Origin of the sequence: Escherichia sp. XD33 (genome assembly GCF_019375075.1) — a bacterium.
GTDB classification, from domain to species: domain Bacteria; phylum Pseudomonadota; class Gammaproteobacteria; order Enterobacterales; family Enterobacteriaceae; genus Enterobacter; species Enterobacter flexneri_A.
Genome location: NZ_JAENDM010000039.1, coordinates 12,052 through 32,412, shown reverse-complemented (window position 1 = coordinate 32,412; position 20,361 = coordinate 12,052). Strand labels below are relative to the sequence as shown.

Sequence of the window (20,361 nt, the reverse complement as noted above, 5' to 3'; positions counted from 1 at the left end):
CCCCCATGTCAAAGAAAATATCGACAACAGAGAGCGACTCCATGTCCGTAGAAAATATTGTCAACATTAACGAATCTAACCTGCAACAGGTTCTTGAACAGTCGATGACCACTCCGGTGCTGTTCTATTTTTGGTCTGAACGTAGCCAGCACTGTTTGCAGTTAACCCCAATTCTGGAAAGCCTCGCGGCGCAGTACAACGGGCAATTTATTCTGGCGAAGCTGGACTGCGACGCGGAGCAGATGATTGCCGCGCAGTTTGGTCTGCGTGCGATTCCGACCGTGTATCTGTTCCAGAACGGGCAACCGGTAGATGGCTTCCAGGGGCCGCAACCGGAAGAGGCGATCCGCGCCCTGCTGGATAAAGTGCTGCCGCGCGAAGAAGAGCTGAAAGCGCAGCAGGCGATGCAACTGATGCAGGAAAGCAATTACACCGATGCCCTGCCATTGCTGAAAGACGCCTGGCAGTTGTCGAATCAGAACGGGGAGATCGGCCTGCTGCTGGCAGAAACGCTGATTGCGCTGAACCGTTCTGAAGATGCGGAAGCGGTGCTGAAAACCATTCCGTTGCAGGATCAGGACACCCGCTACCAGGGGCTGGTGGCGCAAATCGAACTGCTGAAGCAGGCGGCTGATACGCCGGAAATTCAACAGTTGCAACAGCAGGTGGCGGAGAATCCAGAAGATGCCGCACTGGCGACGCAACTGGCGCTGCAACTGCATCAGGTTGGGCGCAATGAAGAGGCGCTGGAGTTGCTGTTCGGGCATCTGCGTAAAGATCTCACCGCCGCAGACGGTCAGACGCGTAAAACGTTCCAGGAGATCCTCGCTGCGCTGGGTACGGGTGATGCACTGGCGTCGAAGTATCGCCGCCAGCTGTATGCATTGTTGTATTGATATTCCGTTGATCGGCACATGAACCACAACGCCGGATGCGATGCTGCGCATCCGGCATCGCATCATTTCTTCTTCAATTGCGTCACCACCAACTGGTGGCGCGAATTATAAAACTTACGATAGGTTAAATAGCAGGCAATAATGGTCGACAAGCTGGCGGTTGAGAGCAGCATAAAGGTCACCATAATCTGATATTTAATCGCCTTCACCGGATCAATCCCGGCAAATATCAGCCCGGACATCATTCCTGGTAAACTCACTAAGCCAACCGTTTTTGCTGAATCGACCGTCGGAATTAAAGCCGCGCGAATACTGTCGCGAATCAATATCGCTGAAGCCTGCTTCGGCGTCGCACCAAGACTCAGTTTCTCCTGAATCTGTTGCTGTTCGCTAATGACCCGTTGCCCTAAATTGTTGTAACACAACCCCACCGCTACCATGGCGTTACCGGCAATCATCCCGGCGATAGGGATCACCTGCATCGGGATAAATTCAATCGACCCTGAGAGAATCAGCACCGCCAGGGTAATTCCCGCCCCGACCGTAATGGCAATAAACGATGAGATAAAAGCTTTAGCAATATATTTACTGCGTTTTTGCGCGTTCCACGCCGCATTAAAGCAGATAAATAACACCATCAATAATGTCAGGCTGGCATCATCCACGCTGAAAATATACTTCAGCACATAGCCGACAATAATCAGCTGAATTATCGCTCGCCCGACGCTCCAGAGAATATCTTTCTCCAGCGCCAGTTTTTCTTTATGGCTAATTAAGATTGCCACCACCACCAGCATTAATGCCAGTGCTAATGATTCGTTAGTAATATTATGCGAGTTCATAGCGTGCTTCCTGCATTTCTCCGGCATGCGGTTGCAGTGTAATCACTTTATCCGCATGATTAATTTCGTCTTTATCGTGTGTCACCCACAGCACGGCAATATTTTGCTCGCGCACATAACGATGGATCATCTCATTGACGTTATGTTTATTACTTTCATCCAGCGCACTGGTTATTTCATCCAGCAATAAAACCTTCGGCATAAATTGCAGGTTACGAATCAATGAGATGCGTTGTTTTTCACCACCAGATAGCTCGGCGATATTCTTCGTCAAAATGCTGTCCGGCAAGGCGAAGCGTTCGAGAAAATCGAGAAAAATGGCTGGGTCAGGCTGCCGGTTACGGATCTGCCAGGGAAAGATCAGATTATCGTATACCGTATCGCCAAACAGCGTCGGTGTCTGGGCGCAGTAAGAGACTTGTTGGCGGTAGATTTCTGGCTTTAGTGTGCTGACATCCTCACCTTCAAACAGTAACGTTCCGCTGGTTGGGCTGATCAATGAAGCAACTATTTTTAGCAGCGTACTTTTGCCACAACCAGAAGGACCGGTAATTAACTTAAATTCGCCAGCACGCAGCGAAAAATTGATGTTATTAAGAATCTTCGCATCACCCGCCAGATATCCTACGTTTTGTAGCTGAAGCAAAGGACTATTTTCCTGCATCGCTGTTCCCTTTTTCTGATTTTTACTAAAAACAGTTTATCCTTCGCAGGAATAAGGGGGAACTCTCTTTCAGTAATCAGGTATAATTTGTTTAATCAAGCAGCAATTTTGCTGATTATGGACGATACAACAGGAGGTTTTTCCGATGCTTATCTTTATCCCGATTCTCATTTTTGTCGCGCTGGTCATTGTCGGCGCGGGTGTCAAAATCGTACCGCAGGGCTATCAGTGGACAGTAGAACGCTTTGGTCGCTATACCAAAACGTTACAGCCGGGGCTCAGTCTGGTGGTGCCGTTTATGGATCGCATTGGTCGCAAGATCAATATGATGGAGCAAGTGCTCGATATCCCTTCCCAGGAAGTTATCTCGAAAGATAACGCCAACGTTACCATCGACGCCGTGTGCTTTATTCAGGTGATTGACGCGCCGCGCGCGGCTTATGAAGTCAGCAATCTGGAGCTGGCGATCATCAACCTGACCATGACTAACATCCGTACCGTGCTGGGTTCAATGGAACTTGACGAAATGCTCTCTCAGCGCGACAGCATCAACTCACGCCTGCTGCGTATTGTCGATGAAGCCACCAACCCGTGGGGGATTAAAGTCACCCGTATTGAAATTCGCGACGTGCGCCCACCGGCAGAGCTTATCTCTTCAATGAACGCGCAGATGAAAGCGGAACGTACCAAACGCGCTTACATTCTTGAAGCGGAAGGGATCCGTCAGGCGGAAATCCTCAAAGCCGAAGGTGAAAAACAGTCGCAAATCCTGAAAGCGGAAGGCGAACGTCAGTCGGCGTTTTTACAGGCTGAAGCGCGTGAACGTTCCGCCGAAGCAGAAGCCCGCGCCACCAAAATGGTGTCTGAAGCTATCGCCTCCGGTGATATTCAGGCGGTGAACTACTTCGTAGCGCAGAAATACACCGAAGCGTTACAGCAGATCGGTTCCTCCAGTAACAGCAAAGTAGTGATGATGCCATTAGAGGCCAGCAGCCTGATGGGGTCGATTGCCGGGATTGCCGAGCTGGTGAAAGACAGCGCCAACAAACGGACTCAGCCATGATGGAGTTAATGGTCGTTCATCCACATATTTTCTGGCTCAGTCTCGGCGGTTTGCTGCTGGCAGCCGAGATGCTGGGCGGAAATGGTTATTTGTTGTGGAGCGGCGTGGCAGCGGTGATTACCGGCCTGGTGGTCTGGCTGGTGCCGCTGGGTTGGGAGTGGCAAGGGGTAATGTTTGCCATCCTGACGCTGCTCGCCGCCTGGCTGTGGTGGAAATGGTTGTCGCGGCGGGTGCGCGAACAAAAGCACAGCGATAGTCATTTAAACCAGCGCGGGCAGCAGCTGATTGGCCGACGTTTTGTGCTGGAATCTCCGCTGGTCAACGGGCGCGGTCATATGCGCGTCGGTGACAGTTCATGGCCTGTCAGCGCCAGCGAGGATCTCGGTGCAGGTACGCATGTTGAAGTCATTGCGATAGAAGGGATAACCCTACATATCCGAGCCGTCTCGTCTTAATCACCCTGCCCGATGATGACAGCAGCCGGAGAGATTTTCGATAATCGGGCAGTCGGCGCTGTCATCGCCAGGGCAGGCATTCGCCAGTGCCAGCAGCTGGTCGCGCATGGATTGCAGCTCCTCAATGTGTCGTTCGATCTCCGCCACCTTCTCCAGCGTGCGCCGTTTGACGTCGGCGCTGTGCCGCTGCGGGTCGTTAAACAGATTCACCAGCTCGCCGCTCTCTTCCAGGTTAAAACCCACCTGCCGTGCCTGGCGCAGTAAGGTCAGTTCGTTGAGATGCTGCTGCGTGTAGGTGCGATAACCGTTTTCGCTGCGCATCGGCGGCGTCACCAGCCCCTTCTCTTCATAGAAGCGAATGGCTTTGCTGGTCAGGCCGGTAATTTTTGCTACATCGCTGATGTTCATCGTTCGCGCAACGCCTCCTGTGCTTTGTTAAAGGGTTTCAACAGATATTCAAGCACGTTTTTTTGCCAGTGCGAATATCGACCGCCACCACAATAATACAGGAAGTACTGCGCACAGAGAGATGTTATACGGTTTTATTGCGCTTCATGACCATTGCCACAATAAGGCTGAGTAAGAGTGAGCCAATAATCCATATCAACGCACGGCTACCCTGGGACCACAGACTGTAGATAAAGCCAACGATCACCAACAACATCACCAACGTACCAACGATAAGAATCGGCAACGAGGCGTGAATATCATGACGCAGGCGGATCGCCACCACAAACACCGCCAGGTAGCAAATCAAAAAGGTGGCGCTGGCAACGCTGGCGAGTGAGCCTAAATTCAGTGCCGCCGTCATCAGCATAATCAACACCACGACAATAATGTTGCCCCAGGTACTCTGCCGCCACAGGGATTTATTCATTAGCTTCGGCAGTTCGCGTTCGCTGCCCATGTTGTCCATGATGTTAAACACGGCGAACAGGTTCGCGTTAATGGCTGAAGCCGTCGCCAGTAAAGCGCCGATGACGACGATCACATAACCCACATGCCCGAGCAGCGGAGAAGCAGCCTGCGCTACGGCGGTATCGGCATATTTTTCTAACTCTAATGCCGATACATCGCTAAGCAAAACCAGTGCCAGCGAGATATAAAGCAACGTGGTAACGCCAATCGCCACCAGAAACGCCCGTGGCATAATGACCTGCGGATCTTTCACTTTATCCGCCGCGTTCGCCATCATGCCAAAGCCCGCATAGGCAAGGAAAGTTATCCCAATACAGGAGAAGAACGCACCGGAGCTGGGGGGCGCAGAGACGGAAATATGCGCCGGTTGCAGCGACCAGACACCGGCAATAATCAGCAATAACAGGATCATCATTTTAATGCCGACGAGGATCACTTCCAGCCGCCCTACCGCATGGTTGCTTAAGGAGTTGAAAAGCGTCATCACCGCAATGATCCCCAACGCGTAGAGCAAAATAAGGTGCTCCTCCTGGCTGCCTTCATGCAAAAACTGCACGGCATAAGCGCCAAAAGCACGGGCGACCATGGCGATGCTCACCGCCAGCGTCAACAGGTACAGTAACGAGAGCGCCAGCGAAAAGACGCCGTTGCCTAATCCGCGACGAAAGAAGTCGATAATGCCGCCATTGCTGGGATAGCTCGCCCCCAGACGCGCATAGGCATAACCGGAAAACATCGCCACAATACCGCCAAAAGCAAAGGCGACCCAGGTCGAGGCTTCCATTAGCAATGCAGCCTGCCCCAGCAGCGCGAAGATCCCCGCCCCCACCATTGCCCCAATGCCGATGGAAACGACGTTCCATAGACCGAGAGGTTTGTTACCGTTATTACCTTCCGTGTTCATCATGATCAGCCCTTAAACACGTTATAGCCGAGTTGCTTAGCGACCGATGCCACCATTTTTTGACCGCGAACACTGTTGCCATCTTCGTCCAGCGGTGGTGAGAACGCGGCAATTCCCATCACTCCAGGGACGACCGCCAGAATACCGCCACCTACACCGCTTTTGCCCGGTAAACCAACACGATACGCCCAGTCACCGGAGCGACCATACAGCCCTTCCATCATCATTTCGGCCAGAATGTACGGCACGTTGTCGGCCTGAAGAACGCGTTTATGCGTCAACGGATTCACACCACCTGCCGCCAGCGTCGCGCCAAGCGTTGCCAGTTCAATAGTATTGAGGAGCGTGGAGCACTGACGGGTATACACGTCACAGGCTTCCATTGCATCACAATAGAGATATCCGGCGGAGTACAGCAGCCAGGCTATGGCCCGGTTATGGAAGTTGGTTGTTTGTTCCGACTGGTTGACTTCGTCAGAGAGCGCTACCTGCTCGCCAGCCAGTTGCTGTTGGATATGTAAAATTCGCTGCCAGCGTTGTTCAACATTTTCAGCGTTAATCAGGCTGGTGGTGGCAATAGCGCCAGCATTTACCAGTGGCGAAAGCGGTTTGCCGCCATGCAACTCTAAGGCGATAACTGAGTTAAAGGGCAATCCGGTCGGGTCAGCGCCAATTTTGTCCTGTACCGCCTGCGGGCCGACATCTTCTAACGCAAGGGCTAACGTACAGACTTTCGAGATGGATTCCAGTGCAAAGCGGTAATCACTGTCACCCGCACTATAGACGTTGCCATCGCAGGTCACGATAGCCACTGCCGCCAGTTGACCTGGTACATTCGCCAGAAAGGGAATGTAATCGGCATTTTGTCCGCCGTTAAGTGAGTGAAATTGGGTGTAAGCCTGATCCACTGCCTGCTGTAATTTGTTTGCATCTAACATCTTTTGTTAACTCCTTTTTATAGATGCGGGAGGTAATTCCTCACCCCGGTGCCGATTTTCAGGCATCCTGATTTAACTTAGCACCCGCAACTTAACTACAGGAAAACAAAGAGATAAATGTCTAATCCTGATGCAAATCGAGCCGATTTTTTAATCTTTACGGACTTTTACCCGCCTGGTTTATTAATTTCTTGACCTTCCCCTTGCTGGAAGGTTTAACCTTTATCACAGCCAGTCAAAACTGTCTTAAAGGAGTGTTTTATGTCACAAACTATCGACCTGACCCTGGACGGCCTGTCCTGCGGTCACTGCGTTAAACGCGTGAAAGAAAGTCTTGAACAGCGTCCGGATGTTGAGCAGGCGGATGTGTCTATCACTGAAGCGCACGTTACCGGGACTGCCAGTGCAGAACAGCTGATCGAAACCATCAAACAAGCGGGTTATGACGCATCTGTAAGCCACCCAAAGGCTAAACCGCTGGCGGAGTCATCAATCCCGTCGGAAGCACTGACAGCGGTTTCTGAGGCGCTTCCGGCAGCGACCGCCGATGACAATGACAGCCAGCAGTTGCTGCTGAGCGGCATGAGCTGCGCCAGCTGTGTCACCCGCGTACAAAATGCGCTGCAAAGCGTACCGGGCGTCACTCAGGCACGGGTAAACCTGGCGGAGCGTACTGCGCTGGTGATGGGCAGTGCCTCCCCACAAGATTTAGTGCAGGCGGTGGAAAAAGCGGGCTACGGCGCGGAAGCGATTGAAGATGACGCTAAACGCCGCGAGCGCCAGCAAGAAACCGCCGTCGCTACGATGAAGCGCTTCCGCTGGCAGGCAATTGTCGCACTGGCGGTGGGTATCCCGGTGATGGTCTGGGGGATGATCGGCGATAACATGATGGTCACCGCTGACAACCGCAGCCTGTGGTTGGTTATCGGCCTGATAACCCTGGCAGTGATGGTTTTCGCCGGCGGCCATTTTTACCGCAGTGCATGGAAAAGCCTGCTGAACGGTGCGGCGACGATGGATACGCTGGTGGCGCTGGGTACTGGCGTGGCGTGGCTCTATTCGATGAGCGTCAACCTGTGGCCGCAGTGGTTCCCGATGGAAGCGCGACATCTTTATTACGAAGCCAGCGCGATGATTATCGGTCTGATCAATCTCGGCCATATGCTGGAAGCGCGCGCACGCCAGCGTTCTTCTAAGGCGCTGGAAAAGTTACTCGATTTAACCCCGCCGACGGCACGCCTGGTTACTGACGAAGGTGAAAAAAGCGTGCCTCTGGCAGAAGTGCAGCCAGGTATGTTGCTGCGCCTGACGACCGGCGATCGCGTGCCGGTAGATGGCGAGATTACCCAGGGCGAAGCATGGCTGGATGAAGCGATGCTGACGGGCGAACCAATCCCGCAGCAAAAAGGCGAAGGCGATAGCGTCCATGCCGGGACAGTGGTACAGGACGGCAGTGTGCTGTTTCGTGCCAGTGCGGTTGGCAGCCATACTACGCTGTCACGAATCATTCGCATGGTGCGCCAGGCCCAGAGCAGCAAGCCAGAAATCGGTCAGCTGGCGGATAAAATCTCAGCCGTATTTGTGCCGGTAGTGGTGGTTATTGCGCTTGTCAGTGCGGCAATCTGGTATTTCTTTGGTCCGGCACCGCAGATTGTCTATACCCTGGTGATTGCCACCACGGTACTGATTATTGCCTGTCCGTGTGCGCTGGGGCTGGCGACGCCGATGTCGATTATTTCCGGCGTCGGGCGGGCGGCTGAGTTTGGCGTGCTGGTGCGGGACGCTGACGCGCTGCAACGCGCCAGTACACTCGACACTGTAGTGTTCGATAAAACCGGGACGCTGACTGAAGGGAAGCCGCAGGTTGTCGCAGTGAAAACATTTGCTGATGTTGATGAAGCGCAGGCATTGCGTCTGGCGGCGGCACTGGAGCAAGGTTCCAGCCATCCGCTGGCACGAGCGATCCTCGATAAAGCAGGTGATATGCAGCTACCGCAGGTCAACGGTTTCCGCACATTGCGCGGGCTGGGCGTGAGCGGTGAAGCTGAAGGTCATGCGTTATTGCTGGGCAATCAGGCGCTGTTAAATGAGCAACAGGTTGGTACCAAAGCTATCGAAGCGGAGATTACTGCTCAGGCATCGCAAGGGGCAACGCCTGTGCTGCTGGCGGTTGACGGGAAAGCGGTAGCCCTGCTGGCAGTACGCGATCCGTTGCGTAGTGATAGCGTGGCGGCGCTGCAACGCCTGCATAAAGCGGGATATCGTCTGGTGATGTTGACCGGGGATAACCCAACCACCGCCAATGCGATCGCCAAAGAAGCAGGGATTGATGAGGTGATCGCCGGGGTGCTGCCGGACGGTAAAGCCGAAGCGATCAAACATCTGCAAAGTGAAGGACGTCAGGTGGCAATGGTGGGCGACGGCATTAACGACGCGCCAGCGCTGGCTCAGGCGGATGTCGGCATTGCGATGGGTGGCGGCAGTGATGTTGCCATTGAAACCGCGGCGATTACCCTGATGCGCCATAGCCTGATGGGCGTTGCGGATGCGCTCGCTATTTCCCGCGCAACGCTGCACAACATGAAGCAGAACCTGCTCGGTGCGTTTATCTACAACAGTATCGGTATTCCGGTCGCCGCCGGTATTTTGTGGCCGTTCACTGGAACACTGCTTAACCCGGTAGTTGCCGGAGCGGCAATGGCGCTCTCGTCGATTACCGTAGTGAGTAACGCCAACCGGTTGCTGCGGTTTAAACCGAAGGAATAAGTACATCATTGCGGATGCGCTGCTTTAGGGTGGCGCATTTGGCATCGACGCATGACTGCCGGATGCGGCGTAAACGCCTTATCCGGCCTACGGTTCAGGCACAGGTTTGTAGGCCTGATAAGACGCGTAAGCGTCGCATCAGGCAATGGTGCTCGGATGCCGGATGCGGCGTAAACGCCTTATCCGGCCTACGGTTCAGGCACAAGTTTGTAGGCCTGATAAGACGGGTAAGCGTCGCATCAGGCAATGGTGCTCGGATGCCGGATGCGGCGTGAACGCCTTATCCGGCCTACGAGATGAAGCGATGTTTTGGCCTTACGCGACCTTTTTTGCACGCTCTTCACGGCGTGCCAAATATTCAGCCACTGTTTCAATCCGTCCCAATTCTTCCTGGGTGCGCATGTTGTTTTCAACTTCCCAAAGATCAACCGCCGCCTGGAGGTTTAGCCAAAAATCGACTGTGGTATCAAAAACTTTCGCCAGACGAAATGCCATCTCAGTAGTGAGTTTACGATTGTTATTGATCAGTGCACTGACGCTATTACGATGAACATGCAGCAACTCTGCTAACTCATTGATTTTCAAATCGAGCGGTTCCAGATATTCATAGAGAAGAATATCTCCGGGTGTCGTCGGTTTTCTTGTTGCCTGTTTCATGGTTTTTAACTGTTGCTTCCTTGTGAATAGCGATGCAAGAACATACTGAATCATACAAACACATTAAACAAGTCTCCAACTCCATTTGCGCCATCCCTCACCGCGCGCTAGCATGATATTTCACAAAGGGAGGTCGTATGGATCTGTTGTACCGGGTAAAAACGCTTTGGGCCGCGCTGCGCGGTAATCATTACACCTGGCCTGCCATCGATATCACCCTCCCCGGCAATCGCCATTTTCATCTGATTGGCAGTATTCATATGGGTAGCCACGATATGGCTCCCCTGCCCACCCGTTTGCTCAAAAAGCTCAAAAACGCCGATGCGCTGATCGTCGAGGCGGATGTTTCCACCAGCGATACGCCTTTTGCTAATTTGCCTGCCTGCGAGGCGCTGGAAGAGCGCATTAGCGAGGAGCAACTCCAAAACCTGCAGCACATTAGCCAGGAGATGGGCATTTCTCCCTCACTCTTTTCTACCCAACCGCTGTGGCAAATCGCGATGGTTCTTCAGGCGACGCAGGCACAAAAACTGGGGCTGCGGGCAGAATACGGTATCGATTACCAGCTATTGCAGGCGGCGAAGCAACAACATAAACCCGTGATTGAACTGGAAGGGGCTGAAAACCAGATTGCCATGTTGCTCCAGCTCCCTGACAAAGGACTGGCGCTGCTGGACGATACGCTGACCCACTGGCATACCAACGCACGGTTGCTGCAACAAATGATGAGCTGGTGGCTGAATGCACCGCCGCAAAATAATGATATAACGCTGCCCAATACGTTCAGTCAGTCGCTGTACGATGTGCTGATGCATCAGCGAAATCTCGCCTGGCGGGATAAATTACGCGCCATGCCGCCGGGGCGATATGTGGTCGCGGTCGGTGCACTACACCTGTATGGAGAAGGGAATTTGCCGCAAATGTTGCGCTAAAAAAATGGCCAATATCGCTATTGGCCCGTCAAAGAGGAATTTCATTTTTTTATTATTATGCCGTCACTTTAAGCGACGGTGTAACTCGATTGTCGCTCAATCTCACCATCCTGCCAATACTCTTAGGCAAGATGACTCTTTTTTTTGGACCGCCATCAGGCGTATGCTTGCTTCGTTTTTTTGTTTAAGGCAGGAAAATTACCATGACACCCGCAGTTAAATTACTCGAAAAAAACAAGATTTCGTTTCAAATCCATACCTACGAGCACGATCCGGCTGAAACCAATTTTGGCGATGAAGTCGTCAAAAAATTAGGTTTGAATCCGGATCAGGTCTACAAAACGCTGCTGGTGGCAGTGAACGGTGATATGAAACACCTTGCCGTGGCCGTTACGCCGGTCGCAGGTCAACTGGATCTTAAAAAAGTAGCAAAAGCGCTGGGTGCCAAGAAAGTTGAGATGGCCGATCCGATGGTCGCGCAGCGTTCGACGGGATACCTGGTTGGGGGGATTAGCCCACTGGGGCAGAAAAAACGTCTGCCAACGATTATCGACGCCCCCGCACAAGAATTTGCCACTATTTATGTTTCCGGCGGCAAGCGCGGACTGGATATCGAACTGGCGGCAGGCGATCTGGCAAAGATCCTCGATGCCAAATTTGCTGATATCGCCCGCCGCGATTAAGCATTGTGCCGGATGCAAACATCCGGCACTTTCGGATTACTGCCAGCTCACCTCACCTTTCGGTTCATAAACACTCACATCCAGCGGCGAGCTTTTCTGGATATACGCTTTCAGCACTTCGGCATCAATAAAGCCGGTATTCACATAGCCCGGTTTGTTATCAAGGCGCGGATATCCATCACCGCCGGTGGCATTGAAGTTTAATGTCGCCATACGGTAAGTTTTCGCCGGATCGACCGGTTCGCCTTTGATTTTAAGGTCGTTCAGTTTGCCGTCTTTCGCCACAAAGCTAACGTTGGCAAATTGCGGGTAGGCACCTGAATCTGGCTTCATCTGCGCGACGGCGGTCAGGTAATCAATCACCTCTTTACCGGTCATGTCGGCATACACCACCACATTGCCGAATGGCTGCACTTTCAGCACGTTTTTATAGCTGATATCGCCTGCTTCGATAGAATCACGAATTCCGCCTCCGCTCATCACCGCAAAGTCGGCACCAGTGCGATCCATTTGGGCTGCCAGAATCAACCGCCCCATATTGGTCTGTACAAAACGCACTTTGTCACGATCGCCTTCCAGACGACCATTGGTTTCGCCTATTTTCACTTCCAGCTGCGCTTTGCCTTTGTTCTGGAACGGTGATAACAGCGAGATCATTTGCTGGTTTTCAGCGATTTCAGGAGTGTAAAGCACGCGCTCGCTTTTCCCGTCTTCCCAGGTCACTTTCTTCTTCAGGTTCACCGGAATCAGCTGGTAGTTAACCATTTTCATTTCGCCATTACGAAACTCAAAATCAGCCCGTCCCACGTATTTGCCCCACTCATGCGCCTGCACAATCCAGATGCCGTTTTGTTGATCTGGTTTGCATGGCGTACCCGGCACGTAATCGACCTGTTTTTTGTTTTCTGCCGCCATGCAGACCGGATCTTGCGAGTGACCACCGACGATCATCGCCAGCGATCCGGCAGGCAGCGCGCGTGCCATCTCCACATCGCCCGGTGCGTTAGAGCCGTGCTCACCATTATCGTAATGCCCCATATGGGTCGCCGCGATAATAATGTCTGGCTTTTCTGTCTGTTGCAGCTCCTGAATCACCAGCTTCGCTTCATCGGCGGGCTTACGAAATTCGATATCAGTGAAGTATTCCGGGTTACCAATTTTTGCTGTGTCATCGGTTGTCAGCCCAATAACGGCAATTTTCAGATCCTGACGCTTAAACAGCGCCCACGGTTTAAACAGGCGCTCGCCAGTACTTTTCTGGTAGATATTCGCGGAAAGCAACGGGAACTTGGCCCACTTTTCCTGCTGGCGTAATACGGTGAGCGGATTATCAAATTCATGATTACCGATCGCCATCGCGTCATAGCCCACCAGATTCATACCGCGAAAATCAGGTTCGGCATCCTGTAAGTCAGACTCGGGCACGCCAGTGTTAATGTCGCCACCGGAAAGTAGCAGCACGCTACCGCCTTCAGCCGCAACCTCTTTGCGGATACCATCCACCAGCGTTTTTTGCGCCGCCAGACCATATTCGCCATATTCATTGCGCCAAAAATGCCCATGATGATCATTGGTATGCAGAACTGTAATTTTGTAGGTTTTATCCTGCTCATACGCCAGAGCAGTTTCACTCGCCAGTGTAAATGTGGTTAACAGCGCTAACGCCACGCCCCGCTGCAATAATTTCATACTTCTCTCCCTGACCTGATTTCAACGTGTTGAAAAATAGTATGACGCGACATCATAGACAAGTCTGCGTCCGGTGAAGATAAATCTGCATCCAGATTAGAAATTCTGTATTCGGCGTTGAGACTTCCTTCAGACGACGCATACAGATATGTTAGTCTGGTAATAATCACAAATAAGATCATTCTTTACATCGCAACCCTGAAAAAGTGACTTTCCTATGGCAATGAGTGAACAACCCCAGCCTGTGGCGGGCGCGGCTGCGTCAACGACCAAGGCCCGAACATCGTTTGGTATTTTAGGTGCTATCAGCCTCTCACATCTGCTGAACGACATGATCCAATCGCTGATTCTGGCGATTTATCCGCTGCTTCAGTCAGAATTTTCTCTGACATTTATGCAGATTGGCATGATAACCCTCACCTTCCAGCTCGCCTCTTCGCTACTGCAACCAGTGGTCGGCTACTGGACCGATAAATATCCGATGCCATGGTCGTTGCCAATTGGCATGTGCTTTACCTTAAGCGGTCTGGTGCTGCTTGCGCTGGCGGGCAGTTTTGGCGCAGTTCTGCTGGCGGCGGCGCTGGTCGGTACCGGTTCATCGGTCTTTCATCCGGAATCTTCTCGCGTGGCCCGTATGGCTTCCGGCGGGCGGCATGGCCTGGCGCAATCTATCTTTCAGGTCGGCGGCAACTTTGGCAGTTCCCTGGGACCCTTGCTGGCGGCGGTGATTATCGCGCCTTATGGCAAAGGCAACGTTGCCTGGTTTGTGCTTGCGGCACTGCTGGCGATCGTGGTGTTGGCGCAAATCAGCCGTTGGTACTCGGCACAGCACCGAATGAATAAAGGAAAACCCAAAGCGACGATTATCAATCCACTGCCGCGCAATAAAGTTGTACTGGCGGTCAGCATTCTGTTAATCCTCATTTTCTCGAAATATTTCTATATGGCGAGCATCAGCAGCTATTACACCTTTTATCTGATGCAAAAATTCGGATTATCTATCCAGAATGCTCAGCTTCATCTGTTTGCCTTCCTGTTTGCCGTTGCGGCAGGTACGGTGATCGGCGGGCCTGTAGGGGATAAAATTGGGCGGAAATATGTGATTTGGGGCTCTATCCTCGGCGTTGCGCCGTTTACGCTGATTTTACCCTACGCCAGCCTGCACTGGACGGGGGTTTTAACGGTGATTATTGGATTTATCCTCGCTTCGGCATTCTCTGCCATTCTGGTCTACGCTCAGGAACTGCTTCCAGGACGTATCGGTATGGTTTCTGGACTCTTTTTCGGTTTTGCTTTTGGCATGGGAGGTCTGGGAGCGGCAGTTCTGGGGCTTATCGCCGATCACACCAGCATCGAGTTAGTCTATAAAATCTGTGCTTTCCTGCCACTATTGGGGATGTTGACCATATTCCTGCCTGATAACCGGCATAAAGACTGATTTCATTGCAGCCAAAGGCAAACTTTGGCTGCATCGTTTTACAGTCGCCATAAGCCTTTCCTCTGTTAAACCGCCTTCTGTTTTCCGATCCGTGCTTTTTTTGCAGCTAATTCCATTTTTCTGCAAAATTCAATAATTATTCATGAACATCATCAATGAAATTGTCATAAACTATTACCTGTAATTTTGGTTTTCCCGGCCAAAAATGGACAATAACCACCAGGAAAAGGAGACGGAATGCATCACGCCACCCCGCTTATCACCACCATTGTTGGCGGCCTTGTGCTCGCCTTTATCCTCGGCATGCTGGCCAATAATCTACGTATTTCTCCTCTGGTGGGATATCTGTTAGCGGGTGTGCTGGCAGGACCATTCACTCCGGGCTTTGTTGCCGATACCAAGCTTGCCCCGGAACTGGCTGAACTGGGCGTCATTCTGTTGATGTTTGGCGTCGGTTTGCACTTTTCGCTGAAGGATTTGATGGCGGTAAAGGCCATCGCCATTCCCGGTGCGATCGCCCAGATAGCCGTGGCGACGCTGCTGGGTATGGCGCTCTCTGCCGTGCTGGGCTGGTCGTTAATGACCGGTATCGTGTTCGGTTTATGTCTTTCCACCGCCAGTACCGTGGTGTTACTGCGCGCACTTGAAGAACGGCAATTAATTGACAGTCAGCGTGGGCAAATCGCCATCGGTTGGTTGATTGTGGAAGACCTGGTAATGGTTCTGACGCTGGTGTTGCTGCCCGCAGTGGCAGGAATGATGGAACAGGGCGATGTGGGCTTTGCCACTCTTGCAGTCGATATGGGGATCACCATCGGCAAAGTGATCGCATTTATCGCCATTATGATGCTGGTAGGTCGCCGTCTGGTGCCGTGGATTATGGCACGCAGCGCGGCAACCGGTTCTCGCGAGCTGTTTACCCTGTCGGTGCTGGCGCTGGCGTTAGGGGTTGCCTTTGGTGCGGTAGAGCTGTTTGATGTCTCCTTTGCACTCGGTGCGTTCTTTGCCGGGATGGTACTGAACGAGTCTGAACTGAGTCACCGTGCCGCCCACGATACGCTGCCATTGCGCGACGCGTTTGCGGTGCTGTTTTTTGTCTCCGTCGGGATGTTGTTTGATCCGTTAATTCTGATTCAGCAACCGCTGGCAGTGCTGGCGACGCTGGCGATTATTCTGTTTGGTAAGTCGTTAGCCGCATTTTTCCTGGTGCGACTGTTTGGTCACTCCCAACGTACGGCATTAACCATCGCCGCCAGCCTGGCGCAGATTGGTGAGTTCGCGTTTATCCTGGCGGGACTGGGAATGGCATTGAATTTACTGCCGCAGGCCGGACAAAACCTGGTACTGGCAGGGGCGATCCTGTCGATTATGCTCAACCCGGTACTGTTCGCACTACTGGAGAAATATCTGGCGAAGACCGAAACGCTGGAAGAGCAGACGCTGGAAGAGGCAATCGAAGAGAAGCAGATCCCAGTGGATATTTGCAACCATGCGCTACTGGTGGGTTACGGTCGTGTAGGCAGCCTGCTGGGGGAGAAATTGCTCGCCTCTGATATTCCGCTGGTGGTGATTGAGACGTCACGAACCCGTGTTGATGAGCTGCGAGAGCGCGGGGTCCGCGCAGTATTGGGCAATGCGGCGAACGAAGAAATTATGCAACTGGCGCATCTGGAATGTGCAAAATGGCTGATCCTGACGATTCCCAACGGTTATGAAGCGGGTGAGATTGTGGCATCTGCCCGCGCGAAAAATCCGGATATTGAGATTATTGCCCGCGCCCATTATGACGATGAAGTGGCGTATATCACCGAACGTGGTGCGAATCAGGTAGTGATGGGCGAGCGTGAAATCGCCCGTACCATGCTGGAACTGCTGGAAACGCCACCGGCGGGTGAGGTGGTGACGGGGTAAACGGTGGTTGCCGGATGTAAAATATGAAAAATATGTAGGCATGATAAGACGCGCCAGCGTCGCATCAGGCATCGAGAGCCAAATGCCAGATGCGGCGTGAACGCCTTATCTGGCCTACGAACCGACGATAACTTAACGATCCCAGTAAGACTCTTCCAGGCTGTCTTCACGCTCCGGCAAGCCGCGCGTTAAACGAGGTGAATGCTGGTTCAGTACCTGATAGCTCACACGGTTAGCATATTTACACACCTGCGCTAACGATGAATAAGTTAACCAGGTGAATTTATGTTTGCTGGAGTTTGGTACGTTGCTACGATGGTAGCTGTTGGCGGTAATGTCATGCAGCAACGCTGCCAATGCGCCATCCCCCGCTCCATTAGTGTTCATGATTTTTTCCGGCCCGCCCATGTACGGCGCAATGTGCGAATATACACGCAGCGGATTCTGGCAATCCTTGTGGCGCATGGCGCGGCTAAACTCATACTGGTTGAATTCCGCTATAGCGCCCGGCAGCAGCGGATGCTGGGTTTTACGTTTCGCTTCGTCTTCGGTAAAGCCCGCCATATACAAGCCGATTGGCCCGGCGGTGCACAGCACCAGATCTACCCAGTCCAGCGCCTTGTCAGATGCCAACAACGGATCGCTTTCTCCGGTCAACGCTTCGGCTTCATCTTCGTTCATCGCAAGGATAGAGACGTGATCTTTGAGGAATTGCTGCCACCACTGCGGATTCTCGGCAATGACAAACTTGGTGCCCAGCGTCAGCACCACCGGTACGTTATATTTCTTCGCGTACTCAATGGCTTTCATGGTTGCTTCCGGCATGGGTTCACCCGGCTTGCAACGCACCAGATATGAGGTGAGAACCAGTGCCGAGGCTCCGGCAATCACATCTTCCGGAATGCTTTCAGCCCGCAGCTGGTTCATGTGGCCTGGACTGATAGCAAAGGTACGTTCCCCGGACTCGCCAATCAGCGTAAAGCAACGACCAATCGGGCCATCCACGCCTTGTAGATAGTTAAGATCGGTACGGCTGGAAGTGTTACACAGGTAACGATAGGCATAACTGCCAATTTCAATATTGCTGCACATGACGCCCAGCAGCACCGAACGGTCGTCCGCGAGCACCGAGTAGTTGTGCATGGTGTTACCAATGGTGCCACCCGCAAACTGATGGGTAATCAGGTTTTTCTGTTTTAGTTCCTGATAAAGCGCTTCGGCTACATCATCCTCAATCACCAGTGAATGCCCGGCGCTTAATCCATAACGCTCAATAAATTCATCATCCACTTTCGCTTCAATATCGACCAGCGTTTGATCGATACCCACTACCCAGGCAGCGCTGGTTTCGTTTTCTGGCTGGAATTGCTGAAGCAGCGGATCGCGTGCGTTTACGGGGAAGTAATGTTTGGATTTACGTTTACCGGGAAATTTCATGGTTGTTTTTACGGGTGGTTAACTGAGCGGCGAATGTTAACACAATCTGACGGGAGCGCGCGAGACGCAGCCAGTTTCAATATCAGCAGGCGGGATCGCATTTTCATGGCAGTGGTTCCTTACAATGACGTAATTTGAAAGGAGTTTTTGTATGAAGCCGGAAAACAAACTACCTGTTCTGGACCTTATTTCTGCTGAAATGAAGACCGTTGTGAATACTCTTCAGCCGGATTTACCGCCCTGGCCCGCAACGGGAACGATTGCTGAGCAACGACAGTATTACACGCTTGAGCGCCGATTCTGGAATGCGGGCGCTCCAGAAATGGCAACCAGAGCTTACATGGTTCCAACAAAATATGGGCAGGTGGAAACACGTCTCTTTTGTCCGCAGCCAGATAGCCCAGCGACGCTATTTTATTTGCATGGAGGCGGTTTTATTCTCGGCAATCTCGATACCCACGATCGCATCATGCGCCTGCTGGCAAGCTACAGCCAATGTACGGTGATTGGTATTGATTACACCCTTTCACCTGAAGCGCGTTTTCCGCAAGCGATAGAGGAAATTGTGGCTGCTTGTTGTTATTTCCACCAGCAGGCGGAGGATTATCAAATCAATATGTCCCGCATTGGCTTTGCCGGTGATTCCGCAGGTGCCATGCTGGCGCTCGCCAGTGCGTTGTGGTTGCGTGATAAACAGATCGATTGCGGTAAAGTTGCGGGCGTTTTGCTGTGGTATGGGCTTTACGGATTACGGGATTCCGTGACTCGTCGTCTGTTGGGCGGTGTCTGGGATGGCTTAACGCAACAGGATTTGCAGATGTACGAAGAGGCATATTTAAGCAACGACGCGGACCGCGAGTCGCCGTATTACTGTCTGTTTAATAATGATCTCACTCGCGAAGTTCCGCCCTGTTTTATTGCCGGGGCGGAGTTCGATCCGCTGCTGGATGACAGCCGTCTGCTTTACCAGACGTTAGCGGCGCATCAGCAGCCCTGTGAGTTCAAACTCTACCCAGGCACGCTGCACGCCTTTTTGCATTATTCACGGATGATGAAAACCGCCGACGAGGCTCTTCGCGACGGCGCTCAGTTCTTTACCGCTCAGCTTTAGCGATACGCGGCAACAAGATTAGCCATCATTTCGATATGTTCCGGCGTGGCATTAAGCGCCGGAATATATTCATATTTTTTCCCGCCGGCACCGAGGAAGACCTCACGGTTTTGCTCGGCAATCTCTTCCAGCGTCTCCAGACAATCCGCAGCAAAGCCCGGGCACATCACCTGAATATGACCTACGCCTTTTTCTCCGAGCATTTTCAGCGTTTCGTCGGTATAAGGCATCAGCCAGGGTTCCCGACCAAAGCGCGACTGAAAGGTCATCATCACTTTTTCCGGTGCCATCCCCAATGCGGAAGCCAGTTCACGAGTCGTTGTGCGGCAACGTTGCGGGTAATCATCGCCTTCATCTGCATAACGCTGGGGAATGCCATGATAAGAGAGCAGTAGCAGATCCGGTTCGCCATGTTTGGCAAAAGAAGCGCGTACGCTGTTCGCCAGTGCATTAATGTAATCGTGGTTATCGGCGTAATCACGTATAAACGATATCCCCGGAATGCTACGTTTGCGCGCCAGAATGCGTGCCAGTTCATCCCATACCGCACCGACCGTAGAACAGGAGAATTGCGGATAAAGCGGCAGCACCACAATATGATCTACATGCTCTGCCAGGAGTTCATCTACGGCGCTTTCCAGTGATGGCGAGCCGTAGCTCATTCCCAGCGCTACGGGCATCTCCGGTAAACGTTGTGCCAGCGCCTGCTGTTGCTGGCGGCTGTAAACCATCAGCGGCGAGCCACCTTCCATCCAGACAGAGGCATACAGCTTCGCCACACGCGGCGAGCGCAGCGGCAAAATCACGCCGCGCAGCAATGGCCACCATAACAACCGTGAGGTATCAACCACGCGTCTGTCGCTTAAAAATTGTTTCAGATAGCGTTTTACCGCTTCAGGTGTGGGGGCATCGGGCGTACCCAGGTTTGCCAGCAGGATACCGGTTTTAGTCTGACGCATTACCGCCTCTTATCGATTCAACTTGTTGATAATTGTAGCGGAAAAGTGAGGAAGAAGAACTAATTGCTGTGAGAGGTCAAATCAGAAAAAGGAATAGC

The 20,361-nt window shown here is 52.4% G+C and carries 18 protein-coding genes and 1 pseudogene; 9 read left to right on the top strand and 10 right to left on the bottom strand.

Annotated features, from left to right (window positions below; translation table 11 throughout):
- Positions 1 to 41 precede the first annotated feature (41 nt).
- The gene (gene cnoX / locus K0778_RS18870; RefSeq protein WP_001300573.1) at positions 42 to 896 is read left to right on the top strand and encodes a chaperedoxin; all 855 of its coding nucleotides are present in this window, start codon (positions 42 to 44) and stop codon (positions 894 to 896) included.
- 62 nt (positions 897 to 958) lie between these two features.
- On the opposite strand, the gene fetB is transcribed toward cnoX, so the two are convergent.
- Together fetB and fetA are read right to left on the bottom strand one after the other, a co-directional pair.
- Positions 959 to 1,738 (bottom strand): iron efflux ABC transporter permease subunit FetB, encoded by a 780-nt coding sequence (gene fetB, locus K0778_RS18865; protein ID WP_001295323.1) that lies wholly within the window; start codon positions 1,736 to 1,738, stop codon positions 959 to 961.
- Positions 1,725 to 2,402 carry an iron efflux ABC transporter ATP-binding subunit FetA gene (fetA, locus tag K0778_RS18860; RefSeq protein ID WP_001157540.1) on the bottom strand — a complete coding sequence of 226 codons (678 nt, stop codon included), beginning with the start codon at positions 2,400 to 2,402 and terminating at the stop codon, positions 1,725 to 1,727. Before fetA ends, fetB begins: the two co-directional genes overlap by 14 nt.
- A gap of 145 nt (positions 2,403 to 2,547) precedes the next feature.
- Here fetA and K0778_RS18855 point away from each other — a divergent pair, with 145 nt between their 5' ends.
- Together K0778_RS18855 and K0778_RS18850 are read left to right on the top strand one after the other, a co-directional pair.
- Positions 2,548 to 3,465: an SPFH domain-containing protein gene (locus K0778_RS18855; RefSeq protein ID WP_000904502.1), complete on the top strand. Its 918-nt coding sequence runs from the start codon at positions 2,548 to 2,550 to the stop codon at positions 3,463 to 3,465.
- The gene (locus tag K0778_RS18850; RefSeq protein WP_000970323.1) at positions 3,462 to 3,920 is read left to right on the top strand and encodes an NfeD family protein; all 459 of its coding nucleotides are present in this window, start codon (positions 3,462 to 3,464) and stop codon (positions 3,918 to 3,920) included. The genes K0778_RS18855 and K0778_RS18850 overlap by 4 nt, the downstream gene beginning before the upstream one ends.
- Here K0778_RS18850 and cueR read toward each other — a convergent pair whose 3' ends face one another.
- The 4 genes and pseudogenes from cueR to glsA form a co-directional block, all read right to left on the bottom strand.
- Complete coding sequence (gene cueR, locus K0778_RS18845; RefSeq protein ID WP_001026747.1) at positions 3,921 to 4,328, bottom strand: Cu(I)-responsive transcriptional regulator; 408 nt, start codon at positions 4,326 to 4,328, stop codon at positions 3,921 to 3,923.
- Positions 4,325 to 4,422, bottom strand: a pseudogene (locus K0778_RS27750) (hypothetical protein); the annotation flags it as partial. The gene cueR and the pseudogene K0778_RS27750, both read right to left, overlap by 4 nt.
- 30 nt (positions 4,423 to 4,452) lie before the next feature.
- On the bottom strand, positions 4,453 to 5,745 hold the full coding sequence (locus tag K0778_RS18840; protein ID WP_000982172.1) for an APC family permease: 1,293 nt from the start codon (positions 5,743 to 5,745) through the stop codon (positions 4,453 to 4,455).
- A gap of 2 nt (positions 5,746 to 5,747) precedes the next feature.
- Complete coding sequence (gene glsA, locus K0778_RS18835) at positions 5,748 to 6,680, bottom strand: glutaminase A (RefSeq protein WP_000883034.1); 933 nt, start codon at positions 6,678 to 6,680, stop codon at positions 5,748 to 5,750.
- Between the two features lie 261 nt (positions 6,681 to 6,941).
- Between glsA and copA the strand changes: the two genes are divergently transcribed.
- On the top strand, positions 6,942 to 9,446 hold the full coding sequence (copA, locus tag K0778_RS18830) for a copper-exporting P-type ATPase CopA (RefSeq protein WP_063084509.1): 2,505 nt from the start codon (positions 6,942 to 6,944) through the stop codon (positions 9,444 to 9,446).
- A 315-nt stretch (positions 9,447 to 9,761) separates the two neighbouring features.
- Here copA and K0778_RS18825 read toward each other — a convergent pair whose 3' ends face one another.
- Positions 9,762 to 10,103 (bottom strand): HigA family addiction module antitoxin, encoded by a 342-nt coding sequence (locus K0778_RS18825; protein ID WP_000806442.1) that lies wholly within the window; start codon positions 10,101 to 10,103, stop codon positions 9,762 to 9,764.
- Positions 10,104 to 10,240: 137 nt separating this feature from the next.
- On the opposite strand from K0778_RS18825, the gene K0778_RS18820 reads away from it, so the two are divergent.
- Both K0778_RS18820 and ybaK read left to right on the top strand, forming a co-directional pair.
- Positions 10,241 to 11,035: a TraB/GumN family protein gene (locus tag K0778_RS18820; RefSeq protein WP_000365173.1), complete on the top strand. Its 795-nt coding sequence runs from the start codon at positions 10,241 to 10,243 to the stop codon at positions 11,033 to 11,035.
- 203 nt (positions 11,036 to 11,238) lie between these two features.
- Positions 11,239 to 11,718 carry a Cys-tRNA(Pro)/Cys-tRNA(Cys) deacylase YbaK gene (gene ybaK, locus K0778_RS18815; protein WP_000186631.1) on the top strand — a complete coding sequence of 160 codons (480 nt, stop codon included), beginning with the start codon at positions 11,239 to 11,241 and terminating at the stop codon, positions 11,716 to 11,718.
- A 36-nt stretch (positions 11,719 to 11,754) separates the two neighbouring features.
- On the opposite strand, the gene ushA is transcribed toward ybaK, so the two are convergent.
- Positions 11,755 to 13,407, bottom strand: coding sequence for a bifunctional UDP-sugar hydrolase/5'-nucleotidase (gene ushA / locus K0778_RS18810; RefSeq protein ID WP_000771748.1), 1,653 nt, complete (start codon positions 13,405 to 13,407; stop codon positions 11,755 to 11,757).
- A 217-nt stretch (positions 13,408 to 13,624) separates the two neighbouring features.
- Between ushA and fsr the strand changes: the two genes are divergently transcribed.
- On the top strand, positions 13,625 to 14,845 hold the full coding sequence (gene fsr, locus K0778_RS18805; protein WP_001251608.1) for a fosmidomycin MFS transporter: 1,221 nt from the start codon (positions 13,625 to 13,627) through the stop codon (positions 14,843 to 14,845).
- A gap of 237 nt (positions 14,846 to 15,082) precedes the next feature.
- The gene (gene ybaL, locus K0778_RS18800; RefSeq protein ID WP_063084508.1) at positions 15,083 to 16,756 is read left to right on the top strand and encodes a YbaL family putative K(+) efflux transporter; all 1,674 of its coding nucleotides are present in this window, start codon (positions 15,083 to 15,085) and stop codon (positions 16,754 to 16,756) included.
- Between the two features lie 132 nt (positions 16,757 to 16,888).
- Here ybaL and gsk read toward each other — a convergent pair whose 3' ends face one another.
- Complete coding sequence (gene gsk / locus K0778_RS18795; RefSeq protein ID WP_000671574.1) at positions 16,889 to 18,193, bottom strand: inosine/guanosine kinase; 1,305 nt, start codon at positions 18,191 to 18,193, stop codon at positions 16,889 to 16,891.
- A 151-nt stretch (positions 18,194 to 18,344) separates the two neighbouring features.
- Between gsk and aes the strand changes: the two genes are divergently transcribed.
- On the top strand, positions 18,345 to 19,304 hold the full coding sequence (gene aes / locus K0778_RS18790) for an acetyl esterase (RefSeq protein ID WP_000801813.1): 960 nt from the start codon (positions 18,345 to 18,347) through the stop codon (positions 19,302 to 19,304).
- Here the strand turns inward: aes and hemH are convergent.
- A complete protein-coding gene (hemH, locus tag K0778_RS18785) occupies positions 19,301 to 20,263 on the bottom strand; it encodes a ferrochelatase (RefSeq protein ID WP_001250103.1) in 963 nt (320 codons plus the stop codon). The two genes, aes and hemH, sit on opposite strands and share 4 nt — an antisense overlap.
- Between the last annotated feature and the right edge of the window lie 98 nt (positions 20,264 to 20,361).

Excerpts from the sequence above, each read along its gene's own strand:
- cnoX (WP_001300573.1), top strand. The coding sequence starts at position 42 with ATGTCCGTAGAAAATATTGTCAACATTAACGAATCTAACCTGCAACAG.
- fetB (WP_001295323.1), bottom strand. The coding sequence starts at position 1,738 with ATGAACTCGCATAATATTACTAACGAATCATTAGCACTGGCATTAATG.
- fetA (WP_001157540.1), bottom strand. The coding sequence starts at position 2,402 with ATGCAGGAAAATAGTCCTTTGCTTCAGCTACAAAACGTAGGATATCTG.
- K0778_RS18855 (WP_000904502.1), top strand. The coding sequence starts at position 2,548 with ATGCTTATCTTTATCCCGATTCTCATTTTTGTCGCGCTGGTCATTGTC.
- K0778_RS18850 (WP_000970323.1), top strand. The coding sequence starts at position 3,462 with ATGATGGAGTTAATGGTCGTTCATCCACATATTTTCTGGCTCAGTCTC.
- cueR (WP_001026747.1), bottom strand. The coding sequence starts at position 4,328 with ATGAACATCAGCGATGTAGCAAAAATTACCGGCCTGACCAGCAAAGCC.
- K0778_RS18840 (WP_000982172.1), bottom strand. The coding sequence starts at position 5,745 with ATGATGAACACGGAAGGTAATAACGGTAACAAACCTCTCGGTCTATGG.
- glsA (WP_000883034.1), bottom strand. The coding sequence starts at position 6,680 with ATGTTAGATGCAAACAAATTACAGCAGGCAGTGGATCAGGCTTACACC.
- copA (WP_063084509.1), top strand. The coding sequence starts at position 6,942 with ATGTCACAAACTATCGACCTGACCCTGGACGGCCTGTCCTGCGGTCAC.
- K0778_RS18825 (WP_000806442.1), bottom strand. The coding sequence starts at position 10,103 with ATGAAACAGGCAACAAGAAAACCGACGACACCCGGAGATATTCTTCTC.
- K0778_RS18820 (WP_000365173.1), top strand. The coding sequence starts at position 10,241 with ATGGATCTGTTGTACCGGGTAAAAACGCTTTGGGCCGCGCTGCGCGGT.
- ybaK (WP_000186631.1), top strand. The coding sequence starts at position 11,239 with ATGACACCCGCAGTTAAATTACTCGAAAAAAACAAGATTTCGTTTCAA.
- ushA (WP_000771748.1), bottom strand. The coding sequence starts at position 13,407 with ATGAAATTATTGCAGCGGGGCGTGGCGTTAGCGCTGTTAACCACATTT.
- fsr (WP_001251608.1), top strand. The coding sequence starts at position 13,625 with ATGGCAATGAGTGAACAACCCCAGCCTGTGGCGGGCGCGGCTGCGTCA.
- ybaL (WP_063084508.1), top strand. The coding sequence starts at position 15,083 with ATGCATCACGCCACCCCGCTTATCACCACCATTGTTGGCGGCCTTGTG.
- gsk (WP_000671574.1), bottom strand. The coding sequence starts at position 18,193 with ATGAAATTTCCCGGTAAACGTAAATCCAAACATTACTTCCCCGTAAAC.
- aes (WP_000801813.1), top strand. The coding sequence starts at position 18,345 with ATGAAGCCGGAAAACAAACTACCTGTTCTGGACCTTATTTCTGCTGAA.
- hemH (WP_001250103.1), bottom strand. The coding sequence starts at position 20,263 with ATGCGTCAGACTAAAACCGGTATCCTGCTGGCAAACCTGGGTACGCCC.